Raw genomic sequence first — 15,256 nt, forward strand, 5'->3', positions numbered from 1 at the left:
AAAAAGAAAGGGAGGCGGTACGGGTGAGCGTGAAGCTGGAAGAAGGCCGGGTGAGGCAGGCGGTTCAGAGCCTTTTGGCGATGTTCCGGGACGGGGAGCTGCCGGAGAAGGCGGCCAGGACTTTTATCAACGCCCGGGCGGGTTACGGCAAGCCGAGCGACAAATGGAGCCTGGGAAATAAGCTGCTGATGCTAATCAACGGGACGGAAGACGCCAGAGGATATCAACAATGGCGGGAAGCCGGCCGGCAGGTGAAGAAGGGAGCCAAAGCTATCTACATCCTGGCGCCCATGACCAGGAAGGTTACCCAAAAGGTAGTTGACGAGGAAACCGGGGAAGAGAAACAGGAGGAAAAAATTATCGTAACCGGCTTCCGGGGAGTGCCGGTCTTCCGGTACGAGGATACCGAAGGGGAGCCATTACCCCAAGTAGATTATTCCCCGCCGGAACTGCCGCCGCTTTATGAAGTGGCCCGGCGGTTCGGGGTGGAAGTGAAATACCTGCCCTTCATAGGCCAGGCCGCCGGCGCTTACCGGCCCGGGCAGAAGCAGGTAATCCTTTACTCCCATGACGTGGACGTGTTCTTCCATGAGCTGGCCCATGCGGTCCATAACACCATCCGGCCCCTGAAAGGCGGCCAGCACCGGGACCAGGAGATAGTCGCGGAAACGGTGGCCTGCGTCTTGTGCGAGCTCTACGGGGCCAAAGGTTACCTCTGGCACGGCTGGGAGTATATCAAGCACTACGCCGGCCAGGAGCCGAAGGCGGCCCTGAAGGCCATTATGGCGGTCCTGAATGAAGTGGAAGAAGTGCTGGAACGCATTTTTGCGGCGGCCGGCATGGACACGGATAAGGTGGCATAAGGAATAGCAAGTTGGACCAAACCCTTGCCTCCCGGGCGGCAGGCTGTTTGCCCGGGAGGTAAGGGCATCACAAAGGAGGCGGTAATAATGCCACAGTACGAAGTCAAGGCGCCTAGCGGGAGGAAGCTTGTTATAGAAGCCAGGGATTCCGGCCAGGCGAAACGGCTGGCCTGCAAGAAGTGGGGTATAAAGCCGTCGGACTACTGGTGCGGCGTTACTTCCCTCAAAGCCAGAAGGGTTAACAGTTAAAAGGGGGCGGTTTCGATGAAGGAAGGAATTTTAAGGCTCAAGCAGGATGCGGCCGGCTAACGGCACTATATCGAAACGGCAAGCGGGGAGCAGGTTGAACTGCATTGCGGTTGCCGCCTGGCCGTGCAGATGGCGAAGATGAAATACCTCGACGGGTACAGCGATGAAATACTTTACGAACCGGCAGGATGGCTGCAGGGCCGTTATGAAGCCAGGCTGTATGACGACAACCCCAAGGCGTATCTCTATTTTCCCGTTTACCCAGGACAGGAGCTGGCATGTGTGTTACCTGAAGGAATAAAAGCCCGGATCTGATCCGGTGCATAGCCGGGGTACTTCCAGGCTACGGGCAGAGGGGGAAAAACACAAATGGGAGCAGCCAGGTTGTTGGAGCACGAGGTTTTTAGAAAAGCTTCCCGCCGCGAGCCCTGCCCCGTATGCGGGCATCCTGACTGGTGCGGGTTTAACAGCTACCTTTGCAGCTGCATGAGGGTGGGTGAGGGAGCAATTAAGCATATCACTCTCAGTAACGGTCAGGTAGCCCACCTGCACCGGCTACAACCGGGGAGGGTAATCCCTGGCCAGGACCGGGAAGACTTGTTTCCACGTGAAGCGCCTTTAGCGCCGGCTGATGCCCGGGACCGGGTATACCGCCATTTTTTAAGGCTCCTGGACCTGCATCCCCGGCACAAAGAAGAATTAATACGCCGCGGCTTAAGCGAGGGGGAAATCAAGAGGAATGGTTACAAATCCATTCCTGAACAGGTAAATCCCTGGATCATATGCAAGAAGCTAACCCGCAGCGGCCTGGATTTGGCCGGCATCCCCGGGTTTTACCGGGCCGAAAGTAAATACGGCGGCAGTTACTGGACGTTCAATTCCTCCCCCGGCTATTTTATTCCCCTCCGGGATACCAAAGGCCGGATCCAGGCCCTCCAACGGCGGATGGACGATAAGAGAAACGGGAAATATATGCTCTTCAGCGGCCATAGCGACCGGGGCGGCTGCTCCTGCGGCACCCCGGCCCATGTAGCCAGGCCGGGGGAAGTAAAAGACGGCCGGGTATGGATTACCGAAGGGCAGTTAAAGGCGGATATCGCCGCGGCCTACCTCAGCGCAGTGGTCATCGGCGCCCAGGGCGCCACTTCCTGGAAGCCGGTGGTCCCGGAGGTGCTGGAACTGGGGGCAAGAGAAATAGTTATCGCTTACGACCGGGACCAGGAAACAAACAAAGAAGTGGCCAGGGGCAAAAGAATGCTGGCGGCAGAATTAAAGAAACTGGGCATCACGGTACGGGAAGCGATATGGAGAGCCAGGTCGAAAGAGGAAAAGGGCATAGATGATGCCCTGGTAGCCGGGCTGGAGATAAGGGTTGTTGGTTCCTGACTGAAAAGAACGAACTATTACTCAAACATCACTGGCACGCAATCATTACCATGGGGTATAATATATCCAGGGGTGGTTGCCATGTTAAACGATTTCGTTCGGGAAGTTGAAACAGTCTTAGGGATGCCGAAGGACCTGATCTTTAAGGAAAGCCTGAAAAGCTTTTTGACGGCAAAAATAGAAGAGAACGATAAACTAATTCAGGCCTTAACAGATAAATACGGGGTACCAGGGTATCTCGAGCTTGAAGATAAAATCAAAAAAGGAGAAGTCCCCGGGCATCCGGCCTGGGAAGACGTTATCCTTTGGGAACAACTTTTTAAGCATAATGTAAAGCTACATGAGCTGGTGCAAAAAATTGAGATGGGTGAGGAAGTTGGATTATCATGAACTCTTAGCCCTGATAAAAAACTACCCTGATATTGTGTCTGGTGTTAAAAGAATAGGCATAGGCACGGCCCAAAAATACAGGATTATGATAAAGGACGGCAGTTATATTGATTTCTGGTTGTCTGAAGAAGGGCGTTATTCTTACCACTGGGAAAGGCAGCACCTGGACGGTAAAATATATCGTTATAACAACGCGCCCCATCACAAAGGCGTGAAGACTTATCCCCATCATTTCCATAACGGCAACGAAGAAAATGTCATTGAGTCAGACCTTAGCACCAATCCTGAAGATGCATTAATTCAAATCCTGGATTTTGTGCGCCGGAAATTAAGCAGTTAGCCCTAAATCCAAGCAAACACCCGGCAGGGAAACCCGCCGGGCGTTTTATTTCGCCACCGGGCTCTAGTTCCGGCTAGGTTGGCCTGCTTACGCAGGCCTTCCTGATTCCAGGGACCAGGCAAACTGGACGGAAGGAGCGCTACGCTACGGCCGATGCCGGCGCGCTCCTTTTAAAGGCAGGTTAAGCGCCCCGGGGGGCGCGCCACCACACACGCGGCAGTGCCGCGTGGTCATTGAATTTTTTATACCGGGGGTTAAACCGGGGCTAAACCATTGTTTTTGGGGCATGCCCCGTCTTTTTGCCTTTTGATACTTGCAATTACTCTATTTTTTTAACCGGGGGTGTTGCCGTTGCCTAAACAAAGCCGTTTTAAATTCAGATTGGATATCGGGTTAGATGATGACCTGGCTGCCAGATTAAAAGCTGAAGCAACCCGGCGCGAACTTTCAATTGCTGTTTTAGTGCGGGAAATTTTAAACCGGGCCTTGAGCGAAGAAGCCGCCATCGAAGGCCGCGAAGCCCTGGACCAGGCGATACGCCGGGCCATCAAAAAAGACGTGGACCGGCTGGCAAAATTGATGGTCAAATCCACCATGGCCGGGGCCACGTCCATGTTTCTTAATGTCCAGGTCTTAAACGACCTGGGTAAACGCGACGCCGCCGATATTTACCATATTGCCAGGAAGAAAGCGGTTGAGTATTTGCGTTTACCGGAAGAAGGCGGCGGGATTAACGAATGAGCAAGAGTGTGGTCATCGTCAACGTAGCCTATTACCAGCCCGGGACCAAAAAGATGGCCTGCAACTACAACCATATCCGGTATATCGCCACCAAGCCCGAAGCCGACAGGGGCGACCCGGAAGCCTACCGCATCGGAGATGAAGATTATCCCCTGGCAAGTGGCACCGCCGCCGGGCATATCAAATATGCGGCGGAAAGGCCCGGGAGTTCCGGCCTCTTCGGGTCGGAAGGAGAGCCGGTCCCCGGCTGGCAAGAGATAGGGAGCAAGCTGGCCCGGCACAACCTGCCGGTCTGGCGGGTAATTGTCTCCCTGCGGCAGGACGACGCGGAACGCCTGGGCCTGACGGAGCGGGAAAAGTGGCAGGCTTGCATTGAGAACGGGGTCAACAGCGCCATCAAGGCCATGCACCTGCACCCGGACCATGCCCGCTGGGTGGCCGCTTTCCACCGCAAAGAAGGCCATCCCCATTGCCATGTCGTCATCTGGGAGGAAAAACACGGCGCCGCCAGGCGGCAGGGTTACCTGGAGCCGGGAGAAAGAAGAGGGGTTTTCCGTTCCTTCGCCCGGGAAGTTTTCCGCGATGAAAGGGATTGCCTGACGGCCGAAAAGACAGCCATCAGGGACGCGATCAGGGAACTGGCCGGGAACGACATGGCGAAAGTCACGGAGTTTATGAAGGAGGTAAAGCAAGCCCGGCTGGAAGCCCGGGCCTTTTTGGGCGCCAGCCCTAAGATGCTGCCCGTCCTTACTGCCGGCAGAGAAGAAGTGCTAGCGAGGAAGCTAAAGGACCTGGCCGGGATTATGCCCGGGCACGGGAGGGTAGCCCTGGCCTACATGCCGGGAGAAGTTAAAGAGAAGGCCTGGGAAATCGCCGGCTGGATACTGGAGCAGCCCGGGTTTAGCCAGTCCGCTGGGCGCTACCAAGAATTAGCCAGACAACTCGCCTCCCATTACACCTTAAAACCTGAAGCTTTGGACGAGGCGGCCCGGAAGGCTTATGAGGACATCCGTGACCGGGTGGCCCAGGTGGTGCTGAAAGGCGCGGCTGAGATAAACCGCCTGGAGAGGGAAATAGAATTCAAAGAAAAAGGGGAAAGCAGGCAAATCCAGGTTGAAAAAAGCCGGGTAGCCAACGGCGTCTGGAAGGCCGCCTGGCGAGCGTTGGAGCGCGAGCGCACCCGGGCCGAGGCCCAGGCCCTGCTGACAGCAGAAAGGGAACTGGAGCGCCGCCGGCGAAAGGCAAGGGAAGAAGGAAGGGAGATGGGGACGCTGTGAAACTAAAATTCCGCCATGTGGTTTTATTTCTTCTCATCTTATTGGACCTGCTGCTGGCCCCATTGGTGTTAAAGCTGCCCTTATTCCTGAAAGGCCAGGGCTTTAAGCCCGGGCTGGAAGCCTGGAAGAAGGAAGTCCTGGCCCGCCCCCTGGCCGGGCCAGCGATACTTCTCAAAGATACAAAGATGCGTCAAATCTGGATCTGGCTGCAGCCCGCTTTTGGTGCCGCGGCCATTTCAATTTTGTGGCCAGCCACCAGGCGGAAAAGTAAGGCCAGGGACGATATAGGCGGCCCGGAGGCGGCCGGCCAGGGCCAGCACGGTACAGCCCGGTGGCGTACCCGGAAGGAAATTGCCGCCACCCTGGCGGTGTGGCGTTTGCCCGGCGGCCCGCCGGGCGGGGGTGTCGTCATGGGATTCGCCAGACAACCCTTTTACACCGCCTGGCTGGATGCAGGCGATACCCATGTCCTGCTGCTGGGAGCCACCCGCTCCGGCAAATCGCGGCGGGTTATCATCCCCACCATCTTGACTCTGGCCCTGGCAGGGGAGAGCATGGTCATAACCGACCCGAAGGGGGAACTGTACCAGATAACCTCCACCTACCTGCAACGCCGGGGTTACGACGTGGTCAAAATTGACCTGCGCGACCCGTACCGCGGCAACCGATGGAACCCATTAGAACCGGTTATCAGGGGGTTGGGTAAAAGGGACCATACCGCGGCCAGCCAGGCGGCATGGGATATGGCCAACATTATCACCCACCAGCAACCCCACCATGGGGACAGCATCTGGCCCCAGTCTCAGGAGAGCCTTACTGCCGCCCTGGCCCTGGCGGTGGCGGCGGAGGCGCTTCCTGAGGGAAAACACCTGGCCAGCGCCTATGCCCTGCTTACGACGCTGGGGGCCGGGGGAGGGGAAAAGCTGGATGCCTATTTTCGGCGCTTTCCCCAGGACCACCCGGCCCGGGCGGCCTACGGCGTGGCGGCCCTGTCCGAAGAACGGCTGCGTTCCAGCATCTTCACCGGCACGGCGGCACAACTGCGGCTGTGGGCCGACCCGGCGGTGGCCTGGCTGACGGCAGTACAGGACCATAACCTGGCCGGGGCCGGGAAAAAGAAGACGGCCGTCTTCCTGCTTATCCCTGACGAGCGGGAAAACCGGCATGTCCTGGCCTCCCTGTATATCGCCCAAGCTTACCAGGCCTTGGCGGACGCGGCCCGAGGCCAGGGCGGCCTGCCTTTACGGGTGAACTTCCTCCTGGATGAGTTCGGCAACCTGCCGCCTATTCCGGGCTTTGACAAGAAGCTCACGGTCGCCGCCGGCCGGGGTATGCGCTTCCTCCTGGCCCTCCAGGACCTGGCCCAGATAAAGTCCAGATACAAAGAAGCGGCCGGCACCATCACCGGCAACTGCGCTACCTGGGTCTATCTTGCGACTGCCGACGTGGAGACGGCCAGGGTTATTTCCGCTAAGACGGGCCAGTACACGGTAAGGACGGAAAGCTACTCCAGCCAGGTGCGGGCGGCCAGCGACTATTCGTCGGGCACGACGGAAGGGCTGACCGGTAGGCCTTTGCTTTTGCCGGATGAAGTTCTCAGGTGGCCGAAGGGTGAAGCCCTGGTCTTGCAGACAGGCCAGAACCCGGCCCGGCTGCCCCTGGCGGACCTGTCGGAGTGGCCCGTGGCCGGCGATTTAACACCTGCCGCTACAGAAAATCCTGATCGGGGGGTGATAACTGCCCCGCCGGTATGGCTGCCCGGACCGCCGGCTGGGGGCGGAAAAACCGCAGTGAAAGATGATACCGGGCCAGATGTAATATCCGACCTTTGAAAGGAGAGCAAAGCCATGCTACGCAAGGTTACTGACGCCATGAAGAAGGCCAGCCCGTATGTGCCCGTCTTCCTGCTGGCCTTCGCCAAAGCCGCCTTTGCCGCCGAACAGCCCCAGATAGTCACCGGCGCCGTAAACCTGTTGAACGACGCCACTTCCTGGCTGTTGGGCATCATCCCCGCCGGGACCGGGGCGGCGATCGGCTACCACGCCCTGATGAAGCAGATGAACGACGGCGACCCGGCCACGGCCGCTGGCCACAACCGGGCCATGAGGAATGTTTTAATCGGCGGCGCCATCGGCGAGAGCGCGGTAGGCATCACCAAGGTCTTTTTAAGTTACTTCCAGGGTTAGGTCTACGTTGCAGGCTCGTTATCCCGGGCCTGCTCCCTTTATGGGGGGAGGGATAAGAATTTGGACGTTATCGCCAACTTGATTATCAACGCTATCAACAAGTTCCTGGCCGGCATCATGGAAAACGCCCTCACTACTTTCGCCGCTTTTGCCGGCAACGAGATGGCCCTGGCGCTGCAGATTTTAGATTCGGTATATGTCCAGAACGCCATTAACCTGGCCCAGACGGTGGCCGGGAGCCTGCTGGCCGTCAAAGTGGGGGCCGAGGCATTACAGGTATATATCCTGCACGTCCACGGCGACCCGGGGGCGGACCCGGGCGGGCTGTTGAAGCGTTCTGCTATGGCCGCCGCCGCGGTCGGCTGCGGTCCCTGGATGGCCAGGACGGTCTACAAATGGGGCAACGACCTGGCCCTGAGCGTAGCCAACCTTTCGGCGGTGAGCCAGAACCCGGCCAACTTCATCGACACCATCGTATCCGTGGGGACGACGCCTTTCCTGATCATGATTACCGCCATCGCCGCTATCGTCATCTGGGCCTTGATCCTCATCCAGACCGGTATCCGGGCGGTGGAAGTGGCCGCCTTAGCCGCCGTGGGTCCCATCATGGCGGTGGGGCTGACCCGGGCCGACGAAGGGGTGGCGGCGGTGTGGTGGCGGGAGCTGATTGTCCTGTCCGCCTCCCAGGCCCTGCAGACCTTCTTGGTGAAAGGTTTCCTGGCCACGGTCATGACCTTTACCTTTAACTCCGACGTGTTAAAGTTGTTCCTCCTGATCGGCTGGCTGTGGGTGGCCTTCAAGACCCCTGCGGTTTTACGCCAGTTTGCTTACCATACCGGTTTGGGAGGGGCCATGGGCCATGCCGGCCAGACGGCGGGGACGTGGTATATCATGCGGCGTATGTTCATAAGGGGGGTATGAGGTTTGTACCTGATACCAAGGAACGTAACGGCCAGGTTCGAATTCTTCCCCGGCTTCGGCTGGTTTGAGCTGGCAGCGGTATCTGCCGGGGCATTGGTGGGCTTGGTACTGTATTTTCTTTCCGGCTTGTTTGCCCAGCCGACTGCCCGCTTTGTCCTCTTTGCCATTCCGCCGGGGCTGGCCTTCTTCGTCACCAAACAGGGGCCGGACGGCAAAAGCCTTTTAGGCCTCATGCGGCAGTGGCGTAGATGGTCCGCGTCTCAGCGGCGGTATCTATACGTAACCAGGGGAGAGTGAGGATATGGCTTTCTTCAAACTACCGGGGAGGAAGAAACCTGCCCAACAGCAGCAAGCAGAGCAAACAGCGGCCCGGAAGGCGGTCCAGGACTGGCTGCCCTGGAAGGACATCGCCGGCGGGGTGATAACTAGAAAAGACGGCCAGGCGGTGGCCGTCTTGAAGGTAGAGCCTATCAACCTGGCCCTGAAAAGTGAGAATGAGAAAAAGCGGGTAATTACCGCCGTCCACGAGGCCTTGAACGGCCAGCGGGAGGCCTTCCAGATCCTTTCCCTGGGGCGGCCGGTGGACCTGGATGCTTATCTTAAAGACCTGCAGGACCTGGCCCGGGAGACCGTTAACACGGCGCGGAGGAAGCTCTTACAGGAGTACACCCGTTATGTAGCCAACCTGGTGGCCAGCGGGGAAGCGATGGAAAGAAGATATTACATTTTGCTCCCGGGGAAGGAGCAAGTAGAAGTCCTGCAAAGGGCGCACGAGCTGGCCGGCAACCTGGAACGGTCCGGCCTAAAGGTGAAGGTCTGCAACGACCAGGAGATCATCGACCTGGTCTTTGTTTTCTCCCATCCCGCCCAGGCGGCCTTCGAGCGGCCGCCGGCGCTGGGGCCGTATCTTGCGCCCCAGGTGAAAGGAGCTTAGAGGTATGGCAAAGAGTAAAAACACGAAAACGCCAGGCCTTACCGGCCTGGTGGACGTCCTCTCTCCCCAGGCCCTGGACTTCGGCCCCAGGCAGATAACCTTCGGCGAGCAGCTGGCCAGGGTGCTGGCCATAACCGGCTATCCCCCGCGGGTAGGCCCGGCCTGGCTGGCCCGGGTGGCCGGTATGCCGGGGGTGGTGGCTTCCATCCACGTGACTCCCACCGACCCGGCGAACCTGGTGCTATCAATCAACCGGGCCATAGGCGAATATACCGGCCGGCTGGAGCTGGGCGGCAACGCCCTGGTGATGCAAAGGACGGAACAGGCACTGAAGGATGCCCAGGAACTGCTAAGAAAGATTGACCAGGAGCAGCAGCAGGTCTTCTATGTCACCGTCGTCCTCCTGGTCCTGGCCCCGGACCAGGAAACCCTGGACCGGAGGACGCGCCAGGTGGAAGCGGCTCTGGCCGCCGCCGGGATGCGGGGGAGGGTGGCCGTCTTCCGGCAGGAAGAGGGCCTGAAAGCGGCCGGACCATGGGCGGTGCTGCCGCCCGGCATCAAGGAGGCCGGGGCGAGAAATATGCCGGCAGAGACAGTAGCCGCCAGTTTCCCCTTCACCGCCTCCGGCATCAACGACGGCAGCGGCGTGGTCTTAGGAAGAGATCGCGACGGCGGCCTGGTGCTTATGGATATATGGCAGCGGGGCGGGGACAGGACCAACTCCAACTGGACCGTCCTGGCCAAGCCCGGCGCCGGCAAGTCCTTCGCGGTGAAGATGCTCATTTTACGGGAATTGGCCCGGGGGGCCAGGGTGATCATCATCGACCCGGAACGGGAGTACCGGGAGATGTGCCGCCTCCTTAATGGGGCCTGGATCAACTGTGCCGGGGGCAAGGGGCGCATTAACCCCTTACAGGTGCGGCCTTTGGCTCCTGATCCAGACCAGGACGATGAACAGGATGGCGAAGATGATATAGACCTTAAAGAACTCAGAGAAGCCCGGGCGCAGGGGGCTCTGGCCCTGCACCTACATGTCTTAAAAACCTTTTTCCGACTCTATTTGCGCGACCTTGCCGATATTGAACGGGTAGTGCTCCAGAAGGCATTACGTGAAGTATATAAGCAAGCCAATATAACCTGGGATACAGACCCTGCCGCTGTTCTGCCGGGAGATTGGCCGACTTTTACGCTGCTGTACCAATATGTTGCAGGCCAGGCGCAAAAGGACCCCGAAACCTGGAAACGCCTGGCTTTGTTTCTTGAGGAGACGGTTGAGGGTGCAGATGCAAGTTTATGGAACGGTCCCACCACCGTTAACCACGATTCGGACCTGGTGGTGTTAGACGTCCATGACCTGCAGAATGCCGACGATACGGTAAGGAGAGCACAATATTTTAATGTTTTATCCTACGCTTGGCATCTGATAGAAAAGGACCGCCAAGAGAGGACCCTGCTGGTGGTGGACGAAGCCTGGATTTTAGTTGACCCCCAGACGCCGCAGACCCTAACTTTCCTGCGGGACACCTCGAAGCGCATTAGAAAATACATGGGCGGCCTGGTGGTTATCAGCCAGAACGTGGTGGACTTCCTGGCCCCGGAGGTGGCCCGCCACGGACAAGCGTTGCTTGATAACCCCACCTATAAGCTGCTACTGGCCCAGGGGGAAAAGGATCTGGAAGCTATAACGCAGCTCATGAATTTGAGCGAAGCGGAACATGACCTCCTGGCCAGCGCCAAGCGCGGCGAAGGCCTGCTGGTGGCCGGGAGCCAGCGGGTGCAGGTAAGGATCGAGGCCGCGCCTTACGAGATGCCGTATTTCACGGGAGGCGGCCAGTGATGGCCGCGCCGCCGGGACTTTTTGCCCGGGTCGCCCTGGCCCTTTTGCCGGAACCGGAAAAGGCCGTCAAGTGGGTGCTGGTGATAATCCTCGTACCGGTCGCTTTGCTGGCCCTGCTCTTTGCGGGGCCAGTTGTCATCTGGGAGCGGGTGCCCATCGCTTCCCCGGAACAGGTGATGATTTACGTCGATGCAGCTAGGGAGGTATCAGCCAGTACGTCATCTCCGTGCGACGACGGCGTGACCGTAGACTGGCAGCCCTTGCTGGCGATAGACGCGGTAAGGTTAGACCAGGACTTCCGCAAGGCCAATCGCGACCGGGCGGAAGAACTGGCCCGGATGTTCATCGAAAAGTCCGGGAGCTGCCGGGTATGTGACGACAGCGACCCGCCTAACTGTACCAGTTACCCGACCTTCCGCCTGCGTTCTCTGGATGAAGTCCTGGACGAACTGAAATTCAGCCAGGGGCAGCGGGAAAAGGTAAAAAACATCCTCCGGACCGACCTGTCTTTCCTGCTGGGGCAAGAAAACGCCGTGCCGCCGGGGTGGACGCCGGCGGAGAAAGAGCTTAAATGGCCCGTGCCCGGCGTCTTTACCGTGACATCCGGCTACGGATACCGGACGGACCCGGTGGAAGGGGGCATGAGCTTTCACACCGGCATAGACCTCGCCGCGCCTATGGATACGCCGGTCCATGCCGCCGCAGACGGCGTGGTGGCCAAAGCAGGATGGTCCGGGAACTTCGGCTATGCCGTGTATATCCAGCATCATGGCAGCCTAATGACCATTTACGCCCACCTGTCGGAGATAAACGTGCAGAAAGGGCAGCAGGTAGAGGCGGGGGAGGTTATCGCCTATTCCGGCAATACGGGTAAGAGCACCGGGCCGCATTTGCACTTTGAAGTGAGGGCATTCGGCCTGCCGGTTGACCCGCTAAATTATTACAAATGAGGAACGGAGGGAAAGAATGGACGAAGCCGGCAAATACGAACATGCCGCCAGGGTTTATGCCGCCCACCTGGAGGCGGCGGAACTGGCCAGGCAAAACGCCGAGGCAGCCAGGCAGGCTCTGGCCCTGGCTGATCCGGCTAACACTGCGCTAAGAGTGCCGCTGAAGGAATATGCCTTGCTTAAGGCCCAACCTCTTTTGCTGCTGGCGGAAATCCTATTTGGAGGGAACCGTGAGATACCAAGGCAGACCATCACTCCGGAATTGGCCCTCCTGGCCGGGGCGGTTGCCGTGGGGCTGGGATATAAGGCGGAGAGGGTAACGGTGGTGCTGAAGAGACTTCTGCAAATGGACCGAGGGAGGGGGGAGTGATAGTTCAGTGCGCAGGAGGATGTTCAGATTTTATTTATGCTTTTTTCCAAGCACAGCAATTTGATTCCCTATTCAAAAGGACGGTGGTATTCTCGTGAGCCAATATCAGGATGCAGTTGATTATATTTGCTATATTAGTCGTGTGATTTTTAACGGGTCACTGCAGTTTGCGCTTCTTTTATTATCTTTTTGTATCGCCCTTGTATGTAGCTTTTTTATACTGGGGCGATATTGGGCCAGTATTATATACTCCCATAGGCAGGCTGTGGAACAGGTTATCCGGCACATTTTTTTGGAAGGGGTTTCGGTACTATATTTTGGCCTTGCTCTAATGTTTGCAAGTTTTTTTATCGGGGGCTGCGCAATGATTGTTTATATCGCGGCCTCTTATAAAAGCTCAAAAGCTCATAATTATTCCTTGGAGGAAATTAATTATGAGGTCCGCAAGGTACATTTCAAATAAGAATAAAACATACAGGATTCCCAGCGTCAAGGAAATCCGCAGGGATAGCCCGGGCGACCAGGTGGAGATCCAGACATTCAAAATAGATAAAAGCGACATGGTTAATTGAAAAAGCTTTTCAATGGAGTTGGTACGGAGGGCGTCAATAAAATTGAAACTTTCCATCAAAATTTGGCCAACTTCTGACGGTGACAACAGTATGCCTGTTATTGTATATTTGATTAATTCGGTGTCAAAGCGAGGTGGTGGGAGATTTATGAATGGCACGTAGCTGTTTAAAACTTGATGCATCTCCTGGGCAAATTCGAAAAAGATACCCCCTACCAAATTCACAAACAGTGCTGTCACAATAGAAGCTAGCAGGGAGGTGAGCTTGTTGTCGGCCAATTCTTGTCTCACCCCAACTTATCCATGTGGTAGAGTGAGAAGGCTTTTTATTTTATCTCTTGCCCTATCAACTATAGCCCATCTGGTGTTAATATCCTTCAATAGTCTTTTGGACTTAGGGATGCGTGCAGTCCTGGAGGGAGAATATGGTCATGAACTGTTACCTTGTATGATTAGATTCCATTTTTGGGTTATAACTTGGTATGTGCTGGCCCTTGAGGTATTCTGGGCCTCTGGGCTAATTTGCTTGTTCAGGCTCGGCCCTAAAGGAATAAAAAATTACCTGAACAGGTGCTGGGATTTCGCTAACGCAAAGGAAAACATATTTCTTTCAGTAACGCTAACAATTATCATATCTCTAACTATTATACCTGCTGTTCTACCTTTTGCGCCATATCAGTTTTATTTTGCAGTGGGAGTCTTCCTGGTAATGACGGTTATTACCAGATATTACTTTTGTTCTAGAAACCTTAAACAAAAATAAGGGGATACTTGTTGGCTATTTATTGACAATTGTGGTGGTGAAATGGCTTAAAGAAAGGGGAGCATGAAAAAATGATACTTGCTTTAATCCTTACCCCGGCCAGGGCGGAGCAGGTGAGAAAAGCCGTGAAAGAACACGGCGAAGTGGTATTCGACCAGACTGGGAAGATGGATTCCCCGGGCATTCGTAATGCCTTCCAATCTGCCGCCAGGGTGGGGGCCGACACCCTGATTGTCGATATAGACGCCGGCCCGGGCCCGGACCTGGCGGCCGCCCTCCGGGGTTACCGCATAGCCAGGCCTTATGTGAGGATAATCCTGCTGGCGCCCGGCAGGCAGCCGGGAGACGCGGCGGTGGCAACCCTCGTGGGGTTGGGAGTGTATGACATAATAGACGGGCCGGTTGAGGCTGATTGGGGTGATTTAGTCACCCAGGCCCTGGCCAGTGTACCGGCAACTTATGCCCAGGCCGCCAGATGGCATATCATAAGGGGTTTAAGTGGAGAAGAACAGGTAAAGGAAAAAGTAGTCATCGAGCAGCGCCCGATGGGAGTGGTGACTATCGCCGTGACCGGAGCTGCGCCAGGTCTGGGCTGCACCCATACCGCCCTGGCCATAAGCGCTTTTTTAGCCAGGCAGGGCCATAATGTGGCCCTGGTGGAGGATAGTCAGGAGCTAGTGATGCTGGATTACCTTAATGTTATTGGTGCCGGTGATGGCCGGGTAGAAGGAGCCAGGAGGATTAAGGGCTTTGATGTATTTCCAGGTGATATTACTGGACTTACTGAAGAAAGGGGAACAGGGTTTATATTTGACCGGGTTTTGCCGGCTTTGAGGGAAGGAAATTATCAATACGTCGTCCGGGACCTGGGTTTTGTTGATAGCACCAGGATTAGGGAAGCATTAAGATCTAACCTGGCTGTTTTGGTGGCCAGTGCCGCCAGGTGGCGTTGGGGCGACCTGGTGAAGGTTGAAAACCTATCTTCTTTCCGCCTGGCTCTGGTTGCCCCCGGGGGAAGGGAAGCGAAAGAGGTCCAGAAAATACCGGAAGTAAAGGCGTATGTGATACCGTATCAACCCGATCCCTTTAATATACCCGGGGAGTCTCATGCTGAGTTATTACAGCCGGTATTGCCCCGGAGCAGGCAGGAAAAGAAACTGTTTTGGGTAAGGTTTAGGGTGGCCGCCGCAACGTCTAAAAGGCCTTCGGCCTGACGTAGCGGCGGTCTGGTAATAAAGGCAACTGCGGTAGGCAGCAGGAGCGGCTTGCGCGCACCTGCTGCCTTGATTTTAAGCTTCCAGGGCCTTCCGGCCGGCCTTAAATTATACCGCCGCCACGGCCTATTGCCGTCAAGACTGGCCCTTCGGGCCACCGCTTCGCGGCGCTTACGCGGCCTTGACGGCGGCCGGGGCGGCAAATGCTGCAACTAAGGCCGGAAGGCCGGGGGTTGAAGGCCCTGGAGGGAAGGGGGGTGGCAA

General features: G+C 56.9%; 18 protein-coding genes. 17 read left to right on the forward strand and 1 reads right to left on the reverse strand.

What is annotated here, in order from left to right:
- Positions 1–23: 23 nt before the first annotated feature.
- The 16 genes from MOMUL_RS14290 (at position 24) to MOMUL_RS14355 (ending at position 12,444) form a co-directional block, all read left to right on the forward strand.
- A complete protein-coding gene (locus tag MOMUL_RS14290; protein ID WP_201786533.1) occupies positions 24–863 on the forward strand; it encodes an ArdC-like ssDNA-binding domain-containing protein in 840 nt (279 codons plus the stop codon).
- A gap of 87 nt (positions 864–950) precedes the next feature.
- A complete protein-coding gene (locus MOMUL_RS16965) occupies positions 951–1,112 on the forward strand; it encodes a hypothetical protein (protein WP_169802215.1) in 162 nt (53 codons plus the stop codon).
- Positions 1,113–1,241: 129 nt separating this feature from the next.
- Positions 1,242–1,427 (forward strand): hypothetical protein, encoded by a 186-nt coding sequence (locus MOMUL_RS16380; RefSeq protein ID WP_153018434.1) that lies wholly within the window; start codon positions 1,242–1,244, stop codon positions 1,425–1,427.
- A gap of 171 nt (positions 1,428–1,598) precedes the next feature.
- Positions 1,599–2,498 carry a DUF3854 domain-containing protein gene (locus MOMUL_RS16970; protein WP_236713129.1) on the forward strand — a complete coding sequence of 300 codons (900 nt, stop codon included), beginning with the start codon at positions 1,599–1,601 and terminating at the stop codon, positions 2,496–2,498.
- A gap of 81 nt (positions 2,499–2,579) precedes the next feature.
- A complete protein-coding gene (locus MOMUL_RS14300; RefSeq protein ID WP_062285946.1) occupies positions 2,580–2,888 on the forward strand; it encodes a hypothetical protein in 309 nt (102 codons plus the stop codon).
- A complete protein-coding gene (locus MOMUL_RS14305; protein WP_062285949.1) occupies positions 2,875–3,228 on the forward strand; it encodes a toxin-antitoxin system TumE family protein in 354 nt (117 codons plus the stop codon). The genes MOMUL_RS14300 and MOMUL_RS14305 overlap by 14 nt, the downstream gene beginning before the upstream one ends.
- 351 nt (positions 3,229–3,579) lie before the next feature.
- On the forward strand, positions 3,580–3,969 hold the full coding sequence (locus tag MOMUL_RS14310) for a ribbon-helix-helix domain-containing protein (RefSeq protein ID WP_062285951.1): 390 nt from the start codon (positions 3,580–3,582) through the stop codon (positions 3,967–3,969).
- A complete protein-coding gene (gene mobP3, locus MOMUL_RS14315; RefSeq protein ID WP_062285953.1) occupies positions 3,966–5,246 on the forward strand; it encodes a MobP3 family relaxase in 1,281 nt (426 codons plus the stop codon). The genes MOMUL_RS14310 and mobP3 overlap by 4 nt, the downstream gene beginning before the upstream one ends.
- Positions 5,243–7,078: a VirD4-like conjugal transfer protein, CD1115 family gene (locus tag MOMUL_RS14320; protein ID WP_062285955.1), complete on the forward strand. Its 1,836-nt coding sequence runs from the start codon at positions 5,243–5,245 to the stop codon at positions 7,076–7,078. Before mobP3 ends, MOMUL_RS14320 begins: the two co-directional genes overlap by 4 nt.
- Positions 7,079–7,093: 15 nt before the next feature.
- Positions 7,094–7,432 (forward strand): hypothetical protein, encoded by a 339-nt coding sequence (locus MOMUL_RS14325; protein ID WP_236713130.1) that lies wholly within the window; start codon positions 7,094–7,096, stop codon positions 7,430–7,432.
- A 60-nt stretch (positions 7,433–7,492) separates the two neighbouring features.
- Entirely contained in the window at positions 7,493–8,353 is an 861-nt protein-coding gene (locus MOMUL_RS14330) for a conjugal transfer protein TrbL family protein (RefSeq protein WP_269085222.1), read from the forward strand.
- A gap of 3 nt (positions 8,354–8,356) precedes the next feature.
- Positions 8,357–8,650, forward strand: coding sequence for a PrgI family mobile element protein (locus MOMUL_RS14335; RefSeq protein WP_062285957.1), 294 nt, complete (start codon positions 8,357–8,359; stop codon positions 8,648–8,650).
- A gap of 4 nt (positions 8,651–8,654) precedes the next feature.
- Complete coding sequence (locus MOMUL_RS14340) at positions 8,655–9,287, forward strand: TraC-like domain-containing protein (protein WP_062285959.1); 633 nt, start codon at positions 8,655–8,657, stop codon at positions 9,285–9,287.
- A 4-nt stretch (positions 9,288–9,291) separates the two neighbouring features.
- A complete protein-coding gene (locus tag MOMUL_RS14345) occupies positions 9,292–11,124 on the forward strand; it encodes a VirB4 family type IV secretion system protein (protein WP_062285961.1) in 1,833 nt (610 codons plus the stop codon).
- Entirely contained in the window at positions 11,124–12,074 is a 951-nt protein-coding gene (locus tag MOMUL_RS14350; protein WP_062285963.1) for a M23 family metallopeptidase, read from the forward strand. Before MOMUL_RS14345 ends, MOMUL_RS14350 begins: the two co-directional genes overlap by 1 nt.
- Before the next feature lie 16 nt (positions 12,075–12,090).
- Positions 12,091–12,444, forward strand: coding sequence for a hypothetical protein (locus MOMUL_RS14355; protein WP_062285965.1), 354 nt, complete (start codon positions 12,091–12,093; stop codon positions 12,442–12,444).
- 397 nt (positions 12,445–12,841) lie between these two features.
- Here MOMUL_RS14355 and MOMUL_RS14360 read toward each other — a convergent pair whose 3' ends face one another.
- Positions 12,842–13,294 carry a hypothetical protein gene (locus tag MOMUL_RS14360; RefSeq protein WP_062285967.1) on the reverse strand — a complete coding sequence of 151 codons (453 nt, stop codon included), beginning with the start codon at positions 13,292–13,294 and terminating at the stop codon, positions 12,842–12,844.
- A 555-nt stretch (positions 13,295–13,849) separates the two neighbouring features.
- Between MOMUL_RS14360 and MOMUL_RS16975 the strand changes: the two genes are divergently transcribed.
- Complete coding sequence (locus tag MOMUL_RS16975; RefSeq protein WP_062285979.1) at positions 13,850–14,992, forward strand: hypothetical protein; 1,143 nt, start codon at positions 13,850–13,852, stop codon at positions 14,990–14,992.
- Positions 14,993–15,256: the final 264 nt, after the last annotated feature.

The organism is Moorella mulderi DSM 14980, from assembly GCF_001594015.1.
Lineage (GTDB): Bacteria > Bacillota > DSM-521 > Neomoorellales > Neomoorellaceae > Neomoorella > Neomoorella mulderi.

Coding starts and splice junctions, on each gene's coding strand:
- MOMUL_RS16380 (WP_153018434.1), top strand. CDS start 1,242: ATGGCGAAGATGAAATACCTCGACGGGTACAGCGATGAAATACTTTAC.
- MOMUL_RS14350 (WP_062285963.1), top strand. CDS start 11,124: ATGGCCGCGCCGCCGGGACTTTTTGCCCGGGTCGCCCTGGCCCTTTTG.
- MOMUL_RS14345 (WP_062285961.1), top strand. CDS start 9,292: ATGGCAAAGAGTAAAAACACGAAAACGCCAGGCCTTACCGGCCTGGTG.
- MOMUL_RS14325 (WP_236713130.1), top strand. CDS start 7,094: ATGCTACGCAAGGTTACTGACGCCATGAAGAAGGCCAGCCCGTATGTG.
- MOMUL_RS16975 (WP_062285979.1), top strand. CDS start 13,850: ATGATACTTGCTTTAATCCTTACCCCGGCCAGGGCGGAGCAGGTGAGA.
- MOMUL_RS16970 (WP_236713129.1), top strand. CDS start 1,599: ATGAGGGTGGGTGAGGGAGCAATTAAGCATATCACTCTCAGTAACGGT.
- MOMUL_RS14355 (WP_062285965.1), top strand. CDS start 12,091: ATGGACGAAGCCGGCAAATACGAACATGCCGCCAGGGTTTATGCCGCC.
- MOMUL_RS14340 (WP_062285959.1), top strand. CDS start 8,655: ATGGCTTTCTTCAAACTACCGGGGAGGAAGAAACCTGCCCAACAGCAG.
- MOMUL_RS14300 (WP_062285946.1), top strand. CDS start 2,580: ATGTTAAACGATTTCGTTCGGGAAGTTGAAACAGTCTTAGGGATGCCG.
- mobP3 (WP_062285953.1), top strand. CDS start 3,966: ATGAGCAAGAGTGTGGTCATCGTCAACGTAGCCTATTACCAGCCCGGG.
- MOMUL_RS16965 (WP_169802215.1), top strand. CDS start 951: ATGCCACAGTACGAAGTCAAGGCGCCTAGCGGGAGGAAGCTTGTTATA.